The organism is Amycolatopsis sp. NBC_00438, from assembly GCF_036026695.1.
Taxonomy (GTDB): domain Bacteria; phylum Actinomycetota; class Actinomycetes; order Mycobacteriales; family Pseudonocardiaceae; genus Amycolatopsis.
On the sequence record NZ_CP107923.1, the window covers coordinates 9,140,988 to 9,159,783 of the forward strand.

Below are 18,796 nucleotides of genomic sequence, written 5' to 3' on the forward strand. Positions count from 1 at the left end.
ACTTTCGTTCCGTCACGCTCTTGCGTCCTGTAATGTTGAGGGTTCCGTGTTTCTGGCACCGCAGGTTGGAGCGTGAGTGAAGTGGACGACACTGATGCACCTGCCGAAGACTATGACTACAGACCGGTGCGTCCCGCAGAGACCGGTAGTCGAGTTCGTATGCGGAGCCAGGAGCGGCCGGGGGTTCGGGTCGTCAAGGTTGCAACGCCTCGGGTGGGCACCGACGGTCTCCGTGAGGCGTTGAAGGAACGATACGGAGTCAAGGAGAAGTAGTGGGGCGTAGGAACTCCTGGCCAAGAGTCTTCATCCGGACCGCGAGTTCGCGCATGTGATCGCTCTCTGCATCGCCGAAGTAGACCTCTTCTTCGATTGCGGGTGCATGGAGCAACAAGATCATTACCCCGACGGGAAGCTCGTAGTACGGAGCCTCAGGGAGAATGATCGGTACGGCCAGGAAGTGAGTCCATCGACCGTCATGGCTGTTTTCGACCGTGCCTTCGGTCGCCTGCCTGGCTGCGAACGCCGAGACGGCTACGTAACGCGACATGTGCTCGATCCGGGCACTGTGTGGCCAGTAGCCCGCGTCTGGCAAGACGACATTTTGTGACGATGCGTAAAGTCTCAGGCGGCGTGAGTCGGGGTCGTCGCGGACCCAGACTTCTGCTTTGACGTGAGGGGTTCGATCGAGTTGTCTCTCTTCGTTGATCGCAAACTGTCGCAGACTTCTGGAGTAGTCGACGAGTCGATTGAGTCGCTGCGGTTTTTGATCCTCAGTTGACCATGATTGCCACCACTTGCGGAGGCGGGTGGAATAGTTCGGTACTCGGAGGTCTGTCGGGATCGTCGCTTCATGTAGGAATTGGCAGACTTGCCCATAGAAATCGGGGCGTAGAACGCGTACGCCGAGGTGAAGTCCGCGGAGTGATGCATAGCGCGCACTGGAGGGCAGCCAAGGCTTCCCTCGTAGCTGGGCATGTGCGACCTCGTCCTCAACTGGAAGCAATGCGTAGACTTCGCCTCTGCTGAACCGCCGAATCATGGCTGCGATGTTGTAATCTCGCAAGGAAGCGCCGATAAATAGTGTCAAGCCGCCGCCAGTGACCCGTTTGGGCAGGTAGTCGCGCCATTTGCTTTCCCGGTCCCACTGGATGTACTCGCGTTCGGAGAAGACGACCTCGCGGGCTGAGCCTGTTCGTGGTATGAAACCGTGAAGATGCGAGATGGGGACCCCGCGGGCGAGTCCGTCGTCCTCGTGGTTCCAGTTGGTGTATACGGCTACGCCGTCGGATCCTAGATCACTGAATATTTCGTGATGACCGGCAATCTGTTCAAGCATGTCGTCATAATTTGTTGTGAGAATGTGGACGTCGCACCCGGCGAGCCGTTTGGCAACGGCAAGACGGAGTACGTATACCGCGAGGGAGTCTTCCGGTGTGCGGTCTACGGGAGAATCTCCGCTGCTGGCGTAGAGAATCTTGGCGATGTCCCTGTTTCTTTGATTGAGTGCATGGAGAGGATGTTTTTCGTCGTATAGTGCGTCGACTATCGATGCTGCAGGCATCTGATGGAAGAAGTCAACGGCCTGTTGGACGGTTGAGTGGCACTCGTGGTCGTTCTGATACGTTTCTGACTCTAGATTCTCTAGGAGCCGCGATACCAGGTTGGACCAATTTGGCACGTGAAGATCGGCGGCTATGCCGGCGCCGGTGAATATTGTGAGACGTTTCGCCTTGGCAATCTTCTCGATTGCTTCTTTTGTGTCTTTCTCGTCGAAAAAACCGATGCCGGGATCTCGGTGTGGTGGTCTGTCAGGACTTACCAAAGTTCACCTCGCCGACTCGGGTCAGTCAGTGTAGCGGAGTCGGCGCTCGGTTCTGGGAAAAGTTCTTGTCACGGTCAGATTGTCGTCGGGTCACGTCTCGATCGATGGTGGGTGGCGTTGCCTGGGTCTTCAAGTCGTCGCTCGTAGGCAACCTCGCGCTGGCATTCGCGGTATCAGCAGGATGACGCTGACCTTTACGGGGTAATCATGTGACCCATGGTCTCCATTTTGTGGTCGACGCTAGTGCTTATGGGTGGTTCTACGTTTGGTACCGTTGCGGATGATCAGGGCGTCAGATCCTCGTCTCTGATTTCGGTGAGGCGATGGGCTGGTCAAGTCCGCCCCACTTGCCCACGCCGATCGGGGTAACGCGCGTCAGCTCAGCGGGTGGACGAGCAGCAGTTCCGTGTTGTGGTCGACGGCCTCGCCGACGCGGCCGAGGTCGACGTGGATGTCGTTGTACGACAACTCGCGGTACAGCGCCGCAAGCGCTTGCGGCGTCCGGGCGTCGTAGTCGACGGCGTACGGCGCTTCGGCCTCGATCAGCGTCGTGAACAGCGACAACGTGCCGTCGGCGTTGTCCGCGACCTCGACGATCCTGGCCTGCTGCGGGAAGTCGACGTGCGACGCGGTGTTGATCTCCCAGAAGCTCTGCTTCGGGGTGCCGCCGGCGTGCGCGGTGATCTTGTTGAGGTGCGTGTGGCCGTTGACCCAGGCCAGCACGTTCGGGAAGCGCTTGAGCAGCGCGACGAACGCGTTGCCGTCGAGGCGCGGGTCGAGCAGGTGGCGCGAGTCCGGCAGCAGGTTGCCCATCGAGCCGCTGGTGTGGTGGCTGAACAGCAGGAACAGCTCGTCGGTGACGCTGTGGGTGACCCGGCGGCCGAAGAAGTCGTAGTACGCCGAGCTGCCGCGCTTGAGCGTCGACTCGACCCAGTTGTACTGCGCGAGGCCGATCGAGCCGTCGGCGAACCCGGCGTCGGTCGTGGTGTCGAGGCTGATGCCGGTGATGCCCGGCGCGATCCGGAACGTGTAGTAGACGGCCTTGCCGTCGGCGTTGTCGGCGCCGAAGCCGTGCCCGGCCGGGCCGGGGCCCGTGTTGGCGGTGTCCAGGTGCGCGCGCACGAACTCGCCGGTGCTGAACGGGCGGCGGCGCGCGTCCGGCGTGATCTCGCGGATCGTGCCCCCGCCGCCGAACAGCTCGGCGACCGGCACGCTCGAGCCCAGCTTCTTGATGGCCGCGGCGAGCTTCTTCGCGGTGCTCTCGTCCTTGCCGATCACCTTGTACTTGCCGGTGTACCAGGCGTCGATGCCGGGGATCTGGGCCGGTAGCGAGCCGACGATGCTGTCGTCGTGGTTGCCGAAGGTGCAGAACCACGGGACGTCGAGGCCCGGCGCGGTGAACGTCCCGATGCCCGCTTCGAGCAGGCCGGGAAGCTGCGGGAACCCCTTGGCGGAGTAGGCGTCGCTGCCCGGGATGGCCGGGTTCCAGAACGCGCTGTTGCCCGAGTTCTGGACGCCTTCGTAGGCGTTCGTGGCGCCGGAGTTCGGCGTGACGCTGCCACCGTTGAGGACCTTGAGGAACCAGTCGAGCTCGATCAGTTCGTGGTTGTCGGTGTTGTCGCCGGTGGTGACCATGAGGTCGAACGGCCGCCCGGTGAACGGGCCCTGCCGGACGCTGTTGACCCGCTCGACGAGCGCGCTGGTCGCGACGGTCCCGAGCGCTTCCTGCGGCCGGTGCGCGGAGCCGATGTAGGGGTGCAGGTACTCGAAGCGCGCGGGGCTCTCGGTGTCGGTGATGTGCAGGTCGGTGAACTGCACGAACGCGCTGAGCGCGCGGCGCCGGTCGTCGCGCCCGGCCTGCGGGGCGGCGAGGTCGCCGCGGACGACGAGCGGCCAGCCGGGACCGGCGCTCAGCCGGGAGTAGGTCGCGGTGCCGCCACCGGTCGCGACCTGTTCGAGCGTGGTTCCGGTGGTGCTGACCGAGCGGGTGGAGGTGAGCCGCAGTGCCCGGTCGAGCGCGTTCGCGGTGGGCGTGCAGAGCAGCAGCCCGAGACCGGCGGCGCCGGCCGTGGCGAAGGTGCGCCGGGTGAGTTCGGCCATGTGATTCGCTCCCCAGGTGTCTCGGTTGCCCAGCACCGTGCCGGACGACGTTGTCCACACGGTGAACATGAAAAACATTCACCGTGACACTTGGGTTCACCTTGTCACAGGGCTTGGGGTGGGGTGTACCGCCGAAGGTCGTGGTCATTTCCGCCGCTGGCCCTGCGGCTCAGCAGGCGATGCCGCACGCTCCGGCGGCGGCGAACAGGCCGAAGAAGAACAGCATCACGATCAGTGCCGGGATCACGCCGATGATTCCGCAGATCAGGCCCGCGATCGCCATGCCCTTGCCGGTGTAGCCGGGCCGGCCGCCCTGGACCATGCCGGCCCACGACAGGCCGATCGCCAGGAAACCCAGCAGCAGGTCCGCGAACGGGACCCAGAAACCGACCAGGGCGAGGATGCCGACGACCAGGCCCGCCACCGCCATGCCGCTCGTGCGCAGCATCGGGTACGCCGCCATCGCGTTGGGCTGGGCGGGGTAGGGCTGGGCGGGGTAGGGCTGAGACGGGTAGGACTGCGCCGCGTAGGGCTGGACCGGGTACGGCTGCGTCCCGTAGTAAGGCTGCATCGCCGCCGGCGGGGCCGGCGTCGGCATGGAGGGCGGGTACTGCTGCCACGTCGGCTCGGCCGGGTCGGGCTGCTGGTAGGAGTCGAAATCGGTCACGCCGCACCCACTTCTGTCAGTGACCTCGAAGTCGTTCCGGTGGCCCCGGTTGTTACTCAGCCCTTCAAGCCCGACTCCGTCACCCCGCGCACCAGGTACCGCTGCAGGAACGCGAACAGCAGCACGATCGGCAGGATCGACACCGCCGCCGCCAGGAACAGCAGGTTCAGCTGCGGGTTCTGCGCCGTCAGCAGACCCGACAGCGCCACCTGGACCGTCCACGAATCCGGCGACTGGGCGATGATCAGCGGCCACAGGAACGCGTTCCAGCTGCCGATCACCGTGATGACCGCGATCGCCGCGAAGAAGCCCCGGGAGTTCGGGACCACGATGCGCCAGAACACGCCCCAGCGCGTCAGGCCGTCGACGCGGCCCGCCTCCTCCAGCTCGCGGGGGAAGTCCAGGAAGTACTGCCGGAACAGGAAGACGCTGAACGCGCTGAACAGCCCGGGGATCACCAAGCCGCGGAAGTCCGACAGCCAGCCGAGGGTCGAGACGACCACGAAGCTCGGCACGAACGTCACCGACGTCGGGATCATCAGCGTCGCCAGCACCGCGTAGAACACGATCCCGGAATGCCGGTACGGGATGCGCGCCAGGCCGTAGCCCGCCAGCGAGCACAGCACCAGCAGGCCGACTGTCTGCAGCACCGCCACGATCGCCGAGTTCAGCAGGCTTCGCGCGAAGGGGACGTCGTCCGAGGCGAAGAGCTTGGAGAAGTTCTCCCAGTGCACTGTGGACGGAAAGAAGGTCCACTGTGGAGCGGTGATCTCCGCTCGGGACGCCAGCCCGTTGCGCAACAGCAGGTAGAACGGCAGCAGGAACAGCACGGCCGCGATGATCAGCGCCGTCCAGCGGAGGAACGCCCTCATGTCGCACGTCCGAACCGCAGGACGCGGCCCTGCAGCAGCGTCACCATGGCGATGATCAGCGCCAGGATCACCGCACCCGCGCTGCCGCGGCCGAGGTCCTGGCCACCCGAACCCAGCGAGGTGTAGTACAGGTAGACCAACGGCGGCCGCGCGAACGGCGGGTAGCCGCGGGCGTCACCCATGATGTTGTAGAACTCGTCGAACGCCTGGTACGCGTTGATCAGGTTCAGCAACAGCACCGCCACGGCCGTCGCGCGCAGCTGGGGCAGCGTCACGTACCGGAACACCTGCCAGCCCGGCTTCGCGCCGTCGAGCCACGCGGCCTCGTACAAGTGCTGGGGGATCCGTTGCAGGGCCGCGATGAACAGGATCATGTAGAACCCGAGCTGCAGCCACAGCCGCGCCGTCACCAGCACGATCCAGTACAGCGGCGGGTGGACCGTGCCCGTCCACGCCACCGGATCGGCGCCGAACAACGACAGCACGGTGTTCGCCAGGCCGTATCGGACACCGGAGAACAGCGACGTCTTCCAGATCAGCGACGCCACGACGTACGAGCACGCGAACGGCAGGAAGAACACCGACCGGAAGAACGCCCGCGCGAACCGGAGCTGGTTGACGCCGAGCGCGAGCGCCAGCGACAGCACGAACGTCAGCGGCACGATGAACAGCGCGAACACGCTGAACGTGCCGAGGCTGGACAGGAACGGCTCGTCGGTGAGCATGTGGCCGTAGTTGTCCAGCCCGACGAACTTCGTCGGCGTGACGGTGTTGCGCGCGTCGAAGAACGAGAGGTACGCGCTCCAGCCGATCGGCAGGTACGCGAACACCGCCAGCCCCAGCAGGAACGGCCCGACGAACAGCCAGAATGTGCGTGCGTCTCGCCGCTTCATCCCCGGTGTCATCCAAAAAGACGCTTGAGCTCGGCAGCGGCAGTAGCAATGGCCGTCTTGACCTGCGCGGCCGGGTCCGCTCCCTCCTTCGCGATCTTCGCGACCGCGTCGGACAGTGCCGTGTTCGCCTGCTGTGTCCACACCGGACCGCCGACGAGGTGGCTGTTCTCCTTGACGAATCGAGCGGCGTCGGCGGCCGGGCCGGTCTTGAGGCTGTCCGCGCGGTCGATCAGGCTCTGCCGCGCGGGGACGTGGAAGCCGAACTTCGTCGCGAACTCCAGCTGGTCCTGCGTCTGGTCCACCCACAGCCACTTCACGAACGCCTTCGCCTCGGCGACGTGCGCGCTCTTGGCGTTGACCATCGCGCCGTACGCGCCGACCGGGACCGACGGCGCGCCGCTGCCGTCGAGCTTGGGGAAGGGCAGCACGCCGAAGTCGTCGTCGAACGCGTCGCGGATCTTCGGCACGTTCCACAGCCCGGTCCACTGCATCGCGGCCAGCCCGTCGATGAACGCACCCGGGTCCGACCAGTCGGCGGGCGCGCCGAGCAGCAGCGAGCCGTTGGTGTTGAGCGTGTGCAGCTTCGCCAGCGCGGTCGCGGCGCGCGGGTCGTCGAAGCCGACCTCGCGGTTGCCGTTCTTCAGGTAGTCGAGGCCGGCCGACCACAGCAGCGGGCCGGTGAGCACACCGACACCGCCGTCGTTGCCCGCGAAGAAGCCCTTCACGCCGTCCTTCGTGAGCTTCGACGCCGCGTCGATCAGCTCGTCGACGGTCTGCGGCGGCTGCACACCGGCGGCCTGGAGCAGGCTCTTGCGGTAGAAGAGCACCTGCGTGTCGGTGGCCTGCGGGACGCCGTAGACCTTGCCCTCGACGGTCTGCGCGGCCAGCACCGCCGGACTGAAGTCACCCTTCACCGGCCCGATGACGTCGTCGAGCGCGACGACCTGGTTCTGCCGCACCCAGTCGATCTTCACCTGCGCCTCGAAGACGTCCGGCACCTTGCTGTTCTGCAGCGCGGTGACGATCTTCGAGTCGTAGTCGCCGGGGTTCCACTGCACGGTGACGGCGGCGCCGGGGTACGTCGCGGCGTAGCGCTTGACGGCTTCCTGGACGCCGTCCTCGCCGTACGCGTGGTACCACTGCTGCAGGCCGACCTTCGGCGCGTCCGTCGGCGGCGGTCCCGCCGAGTACGCCGTCGACGCGGGCGGGTCGCCCTGCCGCCCGGTGTTGGACCCGCACGCCGCCGCGAGCGCGCCCACCGCTCCCGCTCCCGCGAGCGCGAGAAAACTCCGCCTGTTCCGCATCCCCAGCACTCCTCCGTGAACGTCCGTGAAGGCCACCTTGAGGGACATAGAGTCCCTCAAGGTGGCCTTCACGGAACTAAAGGCACGCCGGAGATTTACCCGTTAGAGCTGTGAGATGTCGAGCTTTCCCTCGGAGTAGGACGCGCGGATCCGCTTCTTGTCGAACTTGCCGACGCTCGTCTTGGGCACTTCGTCCACGAAGGTCCAGTTTTCCGGCAGCTGCCACTTCGCGACCTTGTCGCTGAGGTACTCGCGCAGCTCCTCGGGCGTAGCCGTCCGGCCTTCCTTGAGCACGACGGCGACCAGCGGCCGCTCGTCCCACTTCTCGTCCGGGATGCCGACGACCGCGGCCTCGGCCACCGCCGGGTGACCCATGACCTGGTTCTCCAGGTCGACCGACGAGATCCACTCGCCGCCGGACTTGATGACGTCCTTGGCGCGGTCGGTCAGCGTCAGGTAGCCGTCCGAGCTGATCTTCCCGACGTCACCCGTGCGCAGCCAGCCGTCGTGGAACTTGTCGGGGTCGATGTCCGCCCCGCCGTAGTACGCCCCCGCGATCCACGGGCCGCGGACCTCCAGCTCGCCGACGGCGTCGTTGTCCCAGGGCAGCTCTTCGCCCGAGTCGCCGATCAGCCGGGCCGTCACGGCCGCCGGGAAGCGGCCCTGCGTGTAGCGGTAGCGCCAGGCCTCGTCGCCGGTCGCGGACGCCGGCGGGCGCGCGACGCTGCCCAGTGGGGACGTCTCCGTCATGCCCCAGGCGTGCAGGATCCGGACGTTGTGCCGCTCCTCGAACGCGTGCATCAGCGACGGCGGCACCGCCGACCCGCCGACGACGACCTCGCGCAGGTGCGAGATGTCCTGCGGGTGGGCTTCGAGGTGGGCGAGCAGGCCCTGCCAGACGGTCGGGACCGCGCCGGCGAACGTCGGCTTGACGTCGGCCAGCAGTGCGGCGAGCGGCGCGGGCTGGAGGAAGCGGTCCGGCATCACCAGCGTCGCGCCGACCATCAGCGCCGCGTAGGGCAGGCCCCACGCCATCGCGTGGAACATCGGCACGATGGCCAGCGCTTTGTCGTGCTGGGCGAGGTTCATGCTGTCGCTCATGCAGACCTGCATCGAGTGCAGCCAGATCGACCGGTGCGAGTAGACGACGCCCTTGGGGTCACCCGTCGTGCCCGACGTGTAACACATCGCGGCCGCGGAGCGCTCGTCGATCTCCGGCCAGTCGAAGGTGTCGGGCTGGCCGGCCAGCAGCTCGGCGTAGGAGTGGACCTCGACGCCGGCCGGCGCCTGCAGCGTCGACGCGTCGCCGTTGGCCACGATGACGTGCCGGACCGTCTTGAACTCCGGCAGCTGCTTGGCCAGCAGCGGGACGAGGGTGCCGTCGACGATGACGACCTGGTCCTCGGCGTGGTTGGCCACGAAGACCAGCTGCTCCGGGAACAGCCGGATGTTCAGGGTGTGCAGCACGGCGCCCATCGCCGGGACGGCGAGGTAGGCGGCCAGGTGCTCGGCGTTGTTCCACATGAACGTGCCGACGCGCTGGTCGCCGGTGATGCCGAGGCTCCGGAGCGCGTTCGCGAGGCGCGCGGCGTTGCGGCCGAGCTCGCCGTAGGTCTCGCGACGGGCTTCTGAACCGGTCCAGGTGACGACTTCGCTCGCCGAGTGCACCGACGTGCCGTGGCGGAGCAGGTTCGCCAGCGACAGCTGGCCGTCCTGCATGGTGCTCAACATGGTCACTCCCGGGGGTGTTCGCCGGTGAACTGGGGTTGAGCCGACTCTAGTGCGGATCGGGTGAAGCGGGCATGGTCAACAACGGCTCCGTTCGGTCACGGTCGTCGCCCGATCGCGGGACGACCGAACGGTGATCATGATCATCAAATATGGCCCTTTTCCTTGCACGTAAGGAAAAGGGGGCGAATTCGGGGCGTAGCGGAGGCTTCACTTCCGGGTGAGTGAGGCCACTCGGGACGCTCACTGGGAGCGTTTCCGCAGGCCGGAGCGGGTTGCCCGGCATCACCTCCAGGGGTAATAAGTGCGTGTCGGTTGCACGGCGGAGAACCCGGTGGCGTTTACTGGGGCCGTGGTAAGAGACGGCTGAGCAGCGCTTGCAGCAGCAAGCACAGCAAAAAGCCGTCGGCCGCGAAAGCGGAGACCTGAGAGGAAAGGACTACTACGTTGGCTCTGCCTACGTTGACTCCGGAGCAGCGCGCCGATGCACTCGCCAAGGCGGCCGAGGCTCGCAAGGCGCGTTCGGAGCTGCTCGCGTCGATCAAGTCCGGCAAGGAGAGCATCGAAAAGGTGCTCAAGCAGGCCAAGGAGAACAAGACGATCGGGAAGACGAAGGTCACCCAGCTGCTGAAGGCCGTCCCCGGCCTCGGCGCGGTGAAGGTCGCCGCCCTGCTCGAGCAGGCCGGCATCGACCCGGACCGGCGCGCCGCCGGCCTGGGCGAGCGCCAGCGCGAGGCGCTCATCGACGCGCTCAAGTAGCCGTCACCAGGAGCTGACCGCGAGGGGAGTGTCGCTCGTGACACTTCCCTCGCGGATCTCCCGGATCCTGGGACTCTGGAGTGGTGGACGAACTCCCTGCCGTTGATTTGGCCGCCCGCTACCAGCGCGGCGACTTCCTGTTCACGACGGCCCAGCGCGCACTCCTGGCGCAGGGCACCCTCCGGACCGTCACCGAGACGGACGCCCGACGGCTCGCCTCGGTGATCCCGGGCGTGCTCGCCGAGACCGGCGCCCCGCTGGCGGTCGGCGTCCTGCCGTTCGACACCGGGCCCGACACGAAGGTGTCCGGTCACCTGGTCGTGCCCCGGACCGTCCACCGGTCCGAAGGTGCCCCTTCGCTGCCCCGTGAGGTCCTGCCGGCGCCGTCACACGTGCGCGCGGTGCCTTCACCCGAGCAGCACATGGCTTCGGTGCGCGCCGCCGTCGACGCTCTTCGTGAGCGTGACCTGCGGAAAGCCGTCCTGGCTCGCGCGCTGGACCTCGAGTTTTCCGCGCCGCTGCCCGCCGAGAGCATCGTGCGCAACCTGGCCGTCGGCAATCCCCGCCACTTCACGTACGCGGCCGAGCTGCCCGGCGGCCGGACGCTCGTCGGCGCGACGCCCGAGCTGCTGCTGCGCCGCACCGGGCGGACGGTGTTCTCCAGTCCGCACGCCGGCTCGATGCCGCGCTCGGCCGACCCGGCGACCGACCGGGCCAACGGCGAGGCGCTGCGGACGTCCCGCAAGGACCAGCTGGAACACGCCGTGGTGATCGACTACCTCGTCGAAGCGCTGCGGCCGTTCTGCCGGACGCTCGAGGTGCCGGCCGAGCCGGAGCTGGTCACCACGCCGGCCATCTGGCACCTGCGCACGCCGATCACCGGCGAGCTGGTGGACCCGGACGTCACGGCGCTCGACCTCGCGGCGGCCCTGCACCCGACCCCGGCGATCTGCGGCACCCCGACCGACGGTGCGCGTGACCTGGTCCAGGAGCTGGAGCCGTTCGACCGCGACTACTACGCGGGCGCGGTCGGCTGGGTGGACGCCACGGGCGACGGCGAGTGGGCGGTGGCGATCCGCTGCGCCGAGATCGCGTCGACGTCGATGCGGCTGTACGCGGGGGGCGGCATCGTCCCGGCGTCGGACCCGCGGGCGGAGCTGGACGAGACGACGGCGAAGTTCCGGACCCTGCTGACGGCGATGGGCCTGGAAGACAGCCTTTAGGGCACCCAGTGTTCCTCGGTGACCGACAGTTCTTCGGTGGTCAGCACCGCGATCGCCGCTCGGTAGCCGTCCGCGGCCTTCAGGTCCGCCAGGCTCGTGCGCGCCGGGTCCAGGGCCGGGTCGCCCGAGGTGATCAGGCGGGCCGGTTCGTCGTAGCGGGAGAACGTGATGCTCTGCAGCGGGATCTTCAGGCCCTTGCCCGTGGCCTTCATCACCGCCTCCTTGCGCGTCCAGTAGACGAAGAACGCGCGCGCCTTCTCTTCGCCGGACAGGCCCGTCAGGTGCTCGGCCTCGGCCGGGCTCAGGGCGTACTCGATGAGGCCTTCGTCGGCCTTGCGGTTCGCCGTCTCGACGTCGAGGCCGACCGGCACCGCCGGGGTGGCCGCGAGGCCGATCAGGTCGCCCGAGTGTGAGATGGACAACGTCAGGTCCGCGCCCGGGATCCGCGGCCTGCCGTGCGGCTTGCCGCAGTCGTCGCAGGTCGCGTCGAACTTCACCGACTCCAGCGGGACGCCCAGGCGCTCGGCCGTGACCGTCTTCGCCAGGACGCGGCCGGTGAGGAACCGCCGCTTGTCCGCGTCCTGCCGGTACGCCCCGAACCGGTCCTGCTCGACGTCGTCGAGCAGGCGCAGGAAGCGCGGCTCGGCGGGCAACGGCGCTGACCAGCGGACCACGATCTCCATCACACCCCCGATCTTTCCCGCTACCACGGCCGTTGTCACGAATTCGGGTGCAGGACTGGGGTAATGCCGCACTCAGCGGGTACTCTCGGGTAAGCAAGCGCTTAGCCAGTGACAGTGTTTTCCGGGGCCTTGCCCCAGACCCCGGCCGGGGGCGAGCCCCCTGGACCCCCAGAAGCGTGTCAGAGGAGCAGCTCACCCATGGATTTCTCTCTCAGCGTCGAAGAACGTGAAGTGCGCGACTGGGTCCGCACGTTCGTCCAGCGCGAGCTGGTTCCGCTCGAGCAGGAGGTCCTGCGGCGCGAGCGCGCGAACCAGCCCGGCCTCACCGGCGAGGAGCTGAAGGACCTCCAGCTGAAGGCCAAGGAGTCCGGCTTCTGGGGCATCCTGACGCCGGAGGAGTACGGCGGCATGGGGATGTCCGCCGTGATGGCCGCGCTGCTGGAAGCCGAGCTCGGCCGGACCTTCGTGCCGTTCCGCTTCGGCGGCGCCGCGGACAACATCCTGTTCCACGCCAACGAGGAGCAGAAGCAGGCCTACCTCCTGCCGACCATCTCGGGCGAGCGCAAGTCCTGTTTCGCGATCACCGAGCCGGGCGCCGGGTCCGACGCGAAGGCCATCCGGGCGACCGCCCGCAAGGACGGCACGGACTGGGTCATCAACGGCGAGAAGACCTTCATCACCGGTGGCAACGAAGCCGACTTCACCATGGTCTTCGCCATCACCGACCCGGAGAAGGGCGCGAACGGCGGTGTCACGTGCTTCCTGGTCGACCGCGAGGCCGGCTGGAAGTCCGAGTACATCGACACCATGGGCGAGTGGGGCCCGGCGTCGCTGGTCTTCCAGGACGTCCGCGTCCCGGAGACGCAGATCCTCGGCGAGGAAGGCCGCGGCTTCGAGCTCGCCATGCAGTGGATCGGGCAGGGCCGCTACCTGCTGCCGGCGCGCGCGATCGGTTCGTGCGAGCGGCTGATCTCGATGGCCATCGAGCACGCCAACACCCGCGAGACGTTCGGGCAGAAGATCGCCGAGCGGCAGGCGATCCAGTGGATGATCGCCGACTCCGGCGTCGAGCTCGAAGCGCTGCGCTGGCTGGTGCTCAGCGCCGCCTGGCAGGTCGACCAGGGCGTCGACTCGCGGCACGCGCAGTCGATGGCGAAGCTGTACGGCGGCCAGAAGGCCAACGAAATCGTCGACCGCGTCATGCAGATCCACGGCGGCATGGGCTACACGCGGGAACTGCCGGTCGAGCGCTGGTACCGCGAGCTGCGGCTGCTGCGCATCTACGAGGGCACCGACGAGATCCAGCGCCGCACGATCGCGCGCAACCTGCTCAAGGGGCACGTGAAGGTCGGCGGCGTCCTCGGCTGAGGGCCCCCCGGAACGCGGTCAAGGCCACCTCCCGAACCTCCGGGAAGTGGCCTTGACGGCGGTTGGAGCTACTTCTTGTTGCGGATGGCGATCGGTACGCCGGCCAGGTCCTCTTCGTTGCACAGCAGCTTCACGTCGTAGTACGGCGAACCCTGGCGGTCGTCGTAGTCGAGGTGGATGGCCAGGACGTCGAGGGGCTCGCCCAGCCACTCCTGCGCCTGCCGTAGCCACTTGGAGCACCGCTCCAGGGCGGTGGGGAGATCGTCATCGCGGAACTCGACCGGGCGGTAGGGCACGTCCTGCACCTGATCGCGGGGGTTTGCCGGCGTCGGGAGGCCCGGCGCGAGACCCGAGTCGTCCAGTTCCAGTTGGATCGTTTCCTCAGTCACCCTTCGAGCGTCCCCCACGCGCGCCGTCTGAGCAAGGCGTACTCAGGTAAAACCGGCGCTAAACGGACAGCCCCCACTCTTTGGCGATGATTTCGCGGCACCGTGCCAGGTTGCTCACACCGGGCGCCGACGTGCAGCCCAGCGCCCGCGACGCCAGCTCCGCGTAGTGCTCGGCGAGCTGGTCCAGCGCGAGCGGGCCGCGCGGCGAATACCACCGCGCGACACCACTGCACATCTCCAGCAGGGCCAGCCGGGTCACCGCCGGGTGTTCGGTGTGGAACACCCCGGCCGCGACGCCTTCGTCGATGGCCGCGGCCCACAGCCGTTCATAACCGTCGCGCAGGGCCACGACCGGCTCGCGCGCGGCCGGGGACAGGACGTCGACTTCGTTGTCCACCACCCGGGTTTCCGCCGGGCCGACCGCGTGCGCGAGCACGTGCAACGCCACCAGCGTGCGCAATCGGTGCACCGGGTCGGGGCTGCCGGCGGTCGCTTCGCGGGCGGCGTCGAGGAGGCGGTTCAGCGCGGTGTGCATGATTTCCGCGAGCAGATCCTCCTTGGTGCCCATGTAGTGGTACAGGCTCGCCGAAGAAAGTTCCGCTTCCTGGGCCAGATCCCGGATACCGGTGCCGTGGAACCCCTTGGTGGCGAACAGTTTCACGGCCGCCGCGCGCACCCGGTCGCGACTGCTCACAGCCAGGTCCCCACCTTCGCGTCCCAGGCCCCGGCGCGCAGGTCGGCCACCTTCCGCAGCTCGCCCTTGGCGACGCGCTCCGACGGCGTCAGCGGCAGCTCGTCCGCGAACGCCCAGAACCGCGGAACCTTGAAGTAGGCCAGCTTTTCCGCGCAGAACGCGGCGAGCGCGGCCGGCTCGGGACGCTCGCCGTCACACACGACGTACGCCTTGATCTCCTCGCCGCGCAGCTCGTCCGGCACCGCGATGACAGCTGCCAGCCGCACCGCCGGGTGCAGCAGCAGGGCGCGTTCGACCTCGTCGGCGGAGACGTTCTCGCCGCTGCGGCGGATCATGTCCTTCGTGCGGCCGACGTAGTAGACGCGGCCCGCGTCGTCCATCCGGGCGAGGTCACCGGTGCAGAACCAGCCGTTGCGGAAGGCTTTCGCCGTCGCGTCGGGATCGTCGTGGTAGCCGTGCATCAGGCCGATCCCGCGGATCAGCAGCTGCCCGGTTTCCCCGCGCGGCAACGGCTTCCCGTCGTCGCCGGCGATCATCACCTCGCGGTCGCGGCTGGGCCGGCCGATGCAGCCGGTGCCGACGGTCTCGCCGTGATCGGCGGCGCCCACCCGGATGTCGCCGCCCGTCTCGGTCATCCCGAACGCCTCGAACCACGGCACGCCCCAGCGCTGCTCGAGCTCGGCGTGCAGGTCGAGCGGGATGGCGGACGCGCAGATCGCGCGGACCTTGTGGTCGCGATCGGCGGCGGACGGTTCCTGGCGCAGCAGCAGCGTCGGCATCAGGCCGAGGCAGTAGAACCACGTGACGTCGTGCTCGCGGACCTTCGCCCAGAACGTGCTGGGGTGGAAGCGGTCGAGCACGACGAGCGTGGCCCCGCCGGCCAGGCCCAGCGCGACGTTCCACTGTGGATCGATGTAGTGGAACGGTTGCGCGGTCAGGATGACGTCGTCCGCGCCGACGGCCGGGAAGTCCGTGGCGAGGCTCATCGCGAGGGTGGTCCAGTACCGGTTCGGCAGCACGCAGCCCTTGGGCGCGCCGGTGGTACCCGAGGTGTACTGGAGGTTCACCGGCGTTTCCGGCACCGGTGTGAAAGCGGCACTTTCACGTGAAAGTGCCGCCCCCAGGTGGTCACTTTCACGTGAAAGTGCCGCGGGGGTGATGACCTCGGCCAGGCTGATCCGGTTCAGCAGGTCGGTGAACTCAGGTGCTGCGACGACCAGCTTCGCGCCGGAGTGGCGCAGGACGTGGGCGCCGTCGAACTCGCGGTAGTTCGTGTTGATCGGCACCAGCAGCGCGCCGATCTTGGCCAGGCCGAGCCAGATCAGCGGGAAAGCGGGCTGGTTGCGCAGCATCACGGCGACCCGGTCACCCGGGCCGACGCCGCGGTCGGTCAGCGCGGCGGCGATGCGTGACGTTTCGGCGTCCACCTGAGCGAAGGTGAAGCGCTTGCCGGTCTCGTCGAAGATCCACGCAGTGCGCTGCGGCCACAGTTCCGCGGCGCGCGCGACGAGCTGGGCGAGGGTGCCCACCTCGGCCGGCGGCGTCACGTCCGGCTCCGGAAGGCCTCCGTGGACGCGGCGACCGCGGCCGAGTGCTCGGTGATCAGCGCGTGGCTGACTTCCAGCTCCAGCGCGGGCTCGACGTCGATCGGGGTGTCGAGGACGCGCTTCGCCATCGCCGCGGCGGCCGGCGGGTGCTCGGCGATCCGCTTCGCCCAGCTCCGCGCCTCGGCCTGGAGCTGTTCGGCGGGCACCGCCGTGTTGACCATGCCCAGCTCCGCGGCCTTCCGGCCGTCGAAGCGCTCGCCGAGCAGGAGCAGTTCCTTCGCCTTGAGCGGGCCGACGAGCAGCGGCAGCAGCCGCGACGCCGCGCCGGTGACGCTCAGGCCGAGCGAAACCTCGGGGAACGCGAAGACCGCGTCCTCGGCGGCGAGGATCAGGTCGCAGCCGAGCGCGAACTCGGCGCCCGCGCCGATCGCGTAACCGTGCACCGCGGCGATCACCGGCTGCCGCAGCGCGCGCAGCCGCCGCGTGACGTCCTGGAGCCGGTCCAGGCGAGCCCGCGAATCACCTTCGGGGGTGGGCTCCTTGAGGTCGTGGCCGGCGCAGAAGGCCCGGCCGTTCCCGGACAGCACGACGACGCGCGCGTCGCTGCGGGCGGCGGCGTCGAGCGCGGCGAGGAAGTCGTCGACCAGCACGGCGGCGACCGCGTTCAGCCGCTCGGGCCGGTTGAGCCGGATGTGCGCGATGCCGTCTTCGACGGCGAACTCCACGGTGGGCATGCGGCCGATGCTAGACGTTCGATCGATCGATCGATAGCCTTTGAAGGATGCAGGTCGATGCGGTCTACGAAAACGCCCTGGTGTGGACGGGCACGGGCTTGACCAGCGCACTCGCCGTGCTGCACGGCCGGGTCGTCGCGCTGGGGGAGGACGCTCTCGGGGTGTCCGCGCGCACGCGCGTCGACCTCGGCGGCGGGTTCGTCGTGCCGGGCTTCCACGACGCGCACAACCACATGGCCTGGTTCGGGATGGCCCTCGACGACGTCCCGCTCGGCGGCTGCCGCAGCGTCGAGGAGGTCTACGACGCCGTCGCCGCGCGGGCCGCGACGCTCCCCGCGGGCAGCTGGGTGGTGGGCAGCGGGTACGACCAGAACAAGCTCGCCGGCGGGCACCCGGACCGGCACGGTCTCGACCGCGCGGCGCCGGGGATGCTGGTGCGGCTCAAGCACACGTCCGGGCACATGACCGTGGTCAACTCGGCCGTGCTGGACCAGCTGGACCTGGCGCACGTGCCGGTCGGCGGCGACGTCGTGCACGCCGAGGGCTCGCCCACCGGGCTGCTGCGCGAGCAGGCCCAGCTGCTGCTGCGGCCGCTGACCTACCCGACGCCGGTGGAGCAGGTCGTCCGCGGCCTCGACCGCGCGTCGGAGCGGTACCTGTCGGAGGGCATCACGAGCGTCCAGGAGGCCGGGATCGGCGGCGGGCTGGTCGGCGAGACACCCGCCGAACTGGCCGCCTATCAGCTCGCGCGCGACCGCGGGGTGCTGCGCGTGCGCAGCACGGTGATGGTCGCGGCGAGCGTGCTCCACGACCTGCCCGACGGCGCCGGGTTCGGCCTCGACCTCGGCCTGCGCACCGGCCTCGGCGACGAGTGGCTGCGCGTCGGCCCGATGAAGCTGTTCGCCGACGGTTCCCTGGTCGGGCGCACCTGCGCGATGCACGAGCCGTTCGACGGCGAGCCGTTCGACGGCGAGCCGGACAATGTCGGCTACTTCCAGGTGCCCGAGGACGAGATCGCCCGCACGATCCGGAAGGCGCACGACGCCGGCTGGCAGATCGCGACGCACGCGATCGGCGACCGCGCGATCACTGTCGTCCTCGACGCGTACGAAGCCGCGTTGGCTGCTTCGCCGCGCGCGGACCACCGGCACCGCATCGAGCACTGCGCGGTGCTTCAGCCCGCGGAGCTGACCCGGCTCGCTTCGCTCGGCCTGATCGCGTCACCGCAAGGCCGGTTCGTCAACGAACTCGGCGACGGGATGCGCGCCGCGCTCGGCGAGGCCCGCGTGCCGTGGTGCTACCGGCTGCGCAGCGTCCTCGACGCCGGTTGCGTGCTCCCGGCGTCGTCGGATCGCCCGGTGGTCGACGGCGCGCCGCTGCTCGCCCTCGCCGACATGGTGCGCCGGCGAACGGCGTCCGGTGCGCCCTTCGCTCCCGAAGAGGCGTTGACGCCGGAACAGGCGCTGCGCGCGTACACCTACGGCTCGGCCTACGCGACGTTCGCCGAGCGGGACCTGGGCACGCTGGAGCCCGGGAAGCTCGCCGACTTCGCCGTGCTCTCCGGCTCGCCCCTGGACGAGTCCGCTTTGGACGACCTGAGCGTGCTGGCCACCGCCGTCGGCGGCGAACTGCGTTACCAGGCCTGATGTCTCACTTGCCTCCCACGAATGCGTGTGCCTCCTTCGCCAGGGCGGGCCACGGCTGCGGCGAGTCCGCCGCCAGGGCCAGCCATTCCTTCATCGGGGTGCCCTTGTTCGCGTCGAAGCGCATCCCGTGCCCGCCTTCGACCAGCTCGTCCACGCGTATTTTCGGCAACTTCAGCACCAGCTGCCCGCGGACGAACATCGCGAAGATCCGGCCGTCGGCCCGCAGGGCGCCGCGCCCGAACCCGCCGGTCGCGCCGGGTGGCGTGATGCCCGGTTGTCCGGTGAACTCGTCGACCAGGTCCTCGAACTTCTCCTCCGGTGACACCGACCACCTCCTTCGCGCTCGACCCTAACGACCACCACCGAC

17 protein-coding genes are annotated in these 18,796 nt (G+C 68.5%); 4 read left to right on the top strand and 13 right to left on the bottom strand.

Features of this window, described 5'->3' with window-relative positions; translation table 11 throughout:
* Positions 1–259: 259 nt before the first annotated feature.
* The 7 genes from OG494_RS42105 to OG494_RS42135 all read right to left on the bottom strand — a co-directional run bounded on the left by OG494_RS42105 (position 260) and on the right by OG494_RS42135 (position 9,389).
* A complete protein-coding gene (locus OG494_RS42105) occupies positions 260–1,822 on the bottom strand; it encodes an SIR2 family protein (protein WP_328448428.1) in 1,563 nt (520 codons plus the stop codon).
* 375 nt (positions 1,823–2,197) lie between these two features.
* Positions 2,198–3,922: a TIGR03767 family metallophosphoesterase gene (locus tag OG494_RS42110; protein ID WP_328448429.1), complete on the bottom strand. Its 1,725-nt coding sequence runs from the start codon at positions 3,920–3,922 to the stop codon at positions 2,198–2,200.
* 169 nt (positions 3,923–4,091) lie between these two features.
* Positions 4,092–4,589, bottom strand: a complete 498-nt coding sequence (locus OG494_RS42115) for a DUF4190 domain-containing protein (protein ID WP_328448431.1) — start codon at positions 4,587–4,589, stop codon at positions 4,092–4,094.
* A gap of 56 nt (positions 4,590–4,645) precedes the next feature.
* Positions 4,646–5,461 (bottom strand): carbohydrate ABC transporter permease, encoded by an 816-nt coding sequence (locus OG494_RS42120; RefSeq protein ID WP_328448433.1) that lies wholly within the window; start codon positions 5,459–5,461, stop codon positions 4,646–4,648.
* The gene (locus OG494_RS42125; RefSeq protein WP_328448434.1) at positions 5,458–6,354 is read right to left on the bottom strand and encodes a carbohydrate ABC transporter permease; all 897 of its coding nucleotides are present in this window, start codon (positions 6,352–6,354) and stop codon (positions 5,458–5,460) included. The genes OG494_RS42120 and OG494_RS42125 overlap by 4 nt, the downstream gene beginning before the upstream one ends.
* An 8-nt stretch (positions 6,355–6,362) precedes the next feature.
* Complete coding sequence (locus OG494_RS42130) at positions 6,363–7,658, bottom strand: ABC transporter substrate-binding protein (RefSeq protein WP_328448436.1); 1,296 nt, start codon at positions 7,656–7,658, stop codon at positions 6,363–6,365.
* A gap of 102 nt (positions 7,659–7,760) precedes the next feature.
* Complete coding sequence (locus OG494_RS42135; protein ID WP_328448438.1) at positions 7,761–9,389, bottom strand: long-chain fatty acid--CoA ligase; 1,629 nt, start codon at positions 9,387–9,389, stop codon at positions 7,761–7,763.
* Positions 9,390–9,833: 444 nt separating this feature from the next.
* Between OG494_RS42135 and mihF the strand changes: the two genes are divergently transcribed.
* On the top strand, positions 9,834–10,145 hold the full coding sequence (gene mihF / locus OG494_RS42140; RefSeq protein ID WP_026468624.1) for an integration host factor, actinobacterial type: 312 nt from the start codon (positions 9,834–9,836) through the stop codon (positions 10,143–10,145).
* Between the two features lie 83 nt (positions 10,146–10,228).
* The gene (locus tag OG494_RS42145; RefSeq protein WP_328448446.1) at positions 10,229–11,368 is read left to right on the top strand and encodes an isochorismate synthase; all 1,140 of its coding nucleotides are present in this window, start codon (positions 10,229–10,231) and stop codon (positions 11,366–11,368) included.
* Here the strand turns inward: OG494_RS42145 and OG494_RS42150 are convergent.
* The gene (locus OG494_RS42150; RefSeq protein WP_442874529.1) at positions 11,365–12,051 is read right to left on the bottom strand and encodes a 4'-phosphopantetheinyl transferase family protein; all 687 of its coding nucleotides are present in this window, start codon (positions 12,049–12,051) and stop codon (positions 11,365–11,367) included. The two genes, OG494_RS42145 and OG494_RS42150, sit on opposite strands and share 4 nt — an antisense overlap.
* A 198-nt stretch (positions 12,052–12,249) precedes the next feature.
* On the opposite strand from OG494_RS42150, the gene OG494_RS42155 reads away from it, so the two are divergent.
* A complete protein-coding gene (locus OG494_RS42155; RefSeq protein ID WP_328448450.1) occupies positions 12,250–13,419 on the top strand; it encodes an acyl-CoA dehydrogenase family protein in 1,170 nt (389 codons plus the stop codon).
* Positions 13,420–13,487: 68 nt separating this feature from the next.
* Here OG494_RS42155 and OG494_RS42160 read toward each other — a convergent pair whose 3' ends face one another.
* From OG494_RS42160 to OG494_RS42175, 4 genes are read right to left on the bottom strand one after another with little or no spacing between them, the layout of a single operon-like run.
* Positions 13,488–13,808 (bottom strand): hypothetical protein, encoded by a 321-nt coding sequence (locus OG494_RS42160; RefSeq protein WP_247058300.1) that lies wholly within the window; start codon positions 13,806–13,808, stop codon positions 13,488–13,490.
* 58 nt (positions 13,809–13,866) lie between these two features.
* Positions 13,867–14,502 (bottom strand): TetR/AcrR family transcriptional regulator, encoded by a 636-nt coding sequence (locus OG494_RS42165; protein ID WP_328448452.1) that lies wholly within the window; start codon positions 14,500–14,502, stop codon positions 13,867–13,869.
* Positions 14,499–16,049, bottom strand: a complete 1,551-nt coding sequence (locus OG494_RS42170; RefSeq protein WP_328448454.1) for an ATP-dependent acyl-CoA ligase — start codon at positions 16,047–16,049, stop codon at positions 14,499–14,501. Before OG494_RS42170 ends, OG494_RS42165 begins: the two co-directional genes overlap by 4 nt.
* Positions 16,046–16,783 (bottom strand): enoyl-CoA hydratase/isomerase family protein, encoded by a 738-nt coding sequence (locus tag OG494_RS42175; RefSeq protein ID WP_328448456.1) that lies wholly within the window; start codon positions 16,781–16,783, stop codon positions 16,046–16,048. Before OG494_RS42175 ends, OG494_RS42170 begins: the two co-directional genes overlap by 4 nt.
* A 47-nt stretch (positions 16,784–16,830) precedes the next feature.
* Between OG494_RS42175 and OG494_RS42180 the strand changes: the two genes are divergently transcribed.
* Positions 16,831–18,429, top strand: coding sequence for an amidohydrolase (locus tag OG494_RS42180; RefSeq protein WP_328448458.1), 1,599 nt, complete (start codon positions 16,831–16,833; stop codon positions 18,427–18,429).
* A gap of 4 nt (positions 18,430–18,433) precedes the next feature.
* Here the strand turns inward: OG494_RS42180 and OG494_RS42185 are convergent, their stop codons facing one another.
* Positions 18,434–18,754 carry a hypothetical protein gene (locus tag OG494_RS42185; RefSeq protein ID WP_328448460.1) on the bottom strand — a complete coding sequence of 107 codons (321 nt, stop codon included), beginning with the start codon at positions 18,752–18,754 and terminating at the stop codon, positions 18,434–18,436.
* Positions 18,755–18,796: the final 42 nt, after the last annotated feature.